Here is a 1,673-nt window from a genome sequence, read left to right as displayed (position 1 = left end):
TAGATAATATGAAGTGACCTCACAATTGTAGATTCGTGGATTTACCTGTAAAATATTAGTTGATAAAGACTAATGGTAACAGGGATTACCGCATACAATAGGAGGCCACATATGAATAGTATAGTTTACGTTGGAATGGATGTCCATAAGGAAAGTTACACAATTTGCTGCTACAGCTTTGATAAGGATGAGGTGATGTACAAACAAAAAATGTCTGCTGATTATAAGTTGATATTAAAATATATTGAACAACTTAGAACCCGATTTGCAGATGATACAGAGTTTGTATGTGGATATGAGGCTGGATGCCTGGGTTATTCGCTCTATCACCAGCTTACAGATCATGGTGTAAAATGCATTATTCTAGCACCGTCAACAATGGCAATAACCAATACAAGCAGAGTAAAGACAGATAAAAGAGATGCAGGAAACATCGCAAGATGTCTTGCCTATCACACATACAGCGAAGTACATGTACCAACAGATGAAGATAATGCCATTAAAGAATATATCCGAATGAGGGATGATCAGAAAATCACACTGAAGAAAACGAAACAACAGATACTGGCGTTGGTTTTACGTTTAGGAAAGAAATTTGAAGGTGGCAAAACTTACTGGACAATGGCACACATGAAATGGTTAAAGTCTTTAGATCTTGGTGGAGTGTTTCAGGAATCCCTAGATGAATATCTGATTACTTATGAGTATTTCACAGAGAAAATAGAACGTCTGGATCAGAGAATCGAGGAACTTGCATCAGGAGAAACATATGAGGGAAAAGTCAGAAAACTTGGTTGCCTGATAGGTGTAAAAACGCATACGTCATTATCAATGGTTGTAGAGGTTGGTGATTTCGAACGATTTGCAAAACCAGAAAAATTTGCAGCATTTCTAGGGCTTGTTCCAAGTGAAGAAACGAGTGATGAAAATCAAAAACGATATGGGCTCACAAAAGCGGGGAACAGTCATCTTCGCAGGTTACTGATAGAGGCTGCACAAGCATACACAAGAGGAAATATAGGGCATAAATCTGTCGCATTAAAGAAAAGGCAAGAAGGAAATACGCCACAAGTCATAGCATATGCAGATAAAGCGAATGAGAGACTTAGACGGAGATTCTATAAAATGACCATGAATAAGAGGTTAAACAGAAATGTAGCAACAGCTGCAATTGCCAGAGAACTCGCATGCTTTATGTGGGGACTGATGACAGATAATATCGCATAATGAGTACGATATTCAGCTGATATCGTAAAGGGTGCTAAAGCACCGCCTATGGGCGGCAAGCCGTTGACAATATCAGCAGAATATCATGAAGAGTAATCAAGCCAGATGTAAGACGGACTTTGTCCGACATACATCTGACAGAAAAATGACTGGAACATATGGATAGGGCTTTAGAAAACATTTAAGGTTCGAACTATCTGCGCCCTTTCTATGTTGACATGGTAATAAAATACTTTGATTCACGCTAGTAGATGGCAGAGTTCACGGCGGACCATTGACCTGTCGGCAGGGAAACCTGATCCACGTATAACAGAGTGGCCAAGGCCGGGAACTGTTAAATCTGAGGCTCTATCCATATGCTCCAGGCATTGGAAAAATAAGAAATAGAAAAAAGAGTGATTTCTTGAAATTAACACTTGACAAGAGGTCACTTCATAACAGAAAGG

Annotated in this window: 1 protein-coding gene; it reads left to right on the top strand. The window is 39.3% G+C overall.

Features of this window, described 5'->3' with window-relative positions; all coding sequences use genetic code 11:
* The first annotated feature begins 111 nt into the window (after window positions 1-111).
* Window positions 112-1,227, top strand: a complete 1,116-nt coding sequence (locus tag EDD59_RS17605) for an IS110 family RNA-guided transposase (protein WP_132384268.1) — start codon at window positions 112-114, stop codon at window positions 1,225-1,227.
* The last annotated feature ends 446 nt before the right edge of the window (window positions 1,228-1,673 follow it).

The organism is Muricomes intestini, from assembly GCF_004346165.1.
GTDB lineage: Bacteria > Bacillota > Clostridia > Lachnospirales > Lachnospiraceae > Muricomes > Muricomes intestini.
The sequence above is the reverse complement of the archived record's forward strand: the minus strand, read 5'-3'. Positions and strand labels throughout refer to the sequence as shown.

Coding starts and splice junctions, on each gene's coding strand:
- EDD59_RS17605 (WP_132384268.1), top strand. CDS start 112: ATGAATAGTATAGTTTACGTTGGAATGGATGTCCATAAGGAAAGTTAC.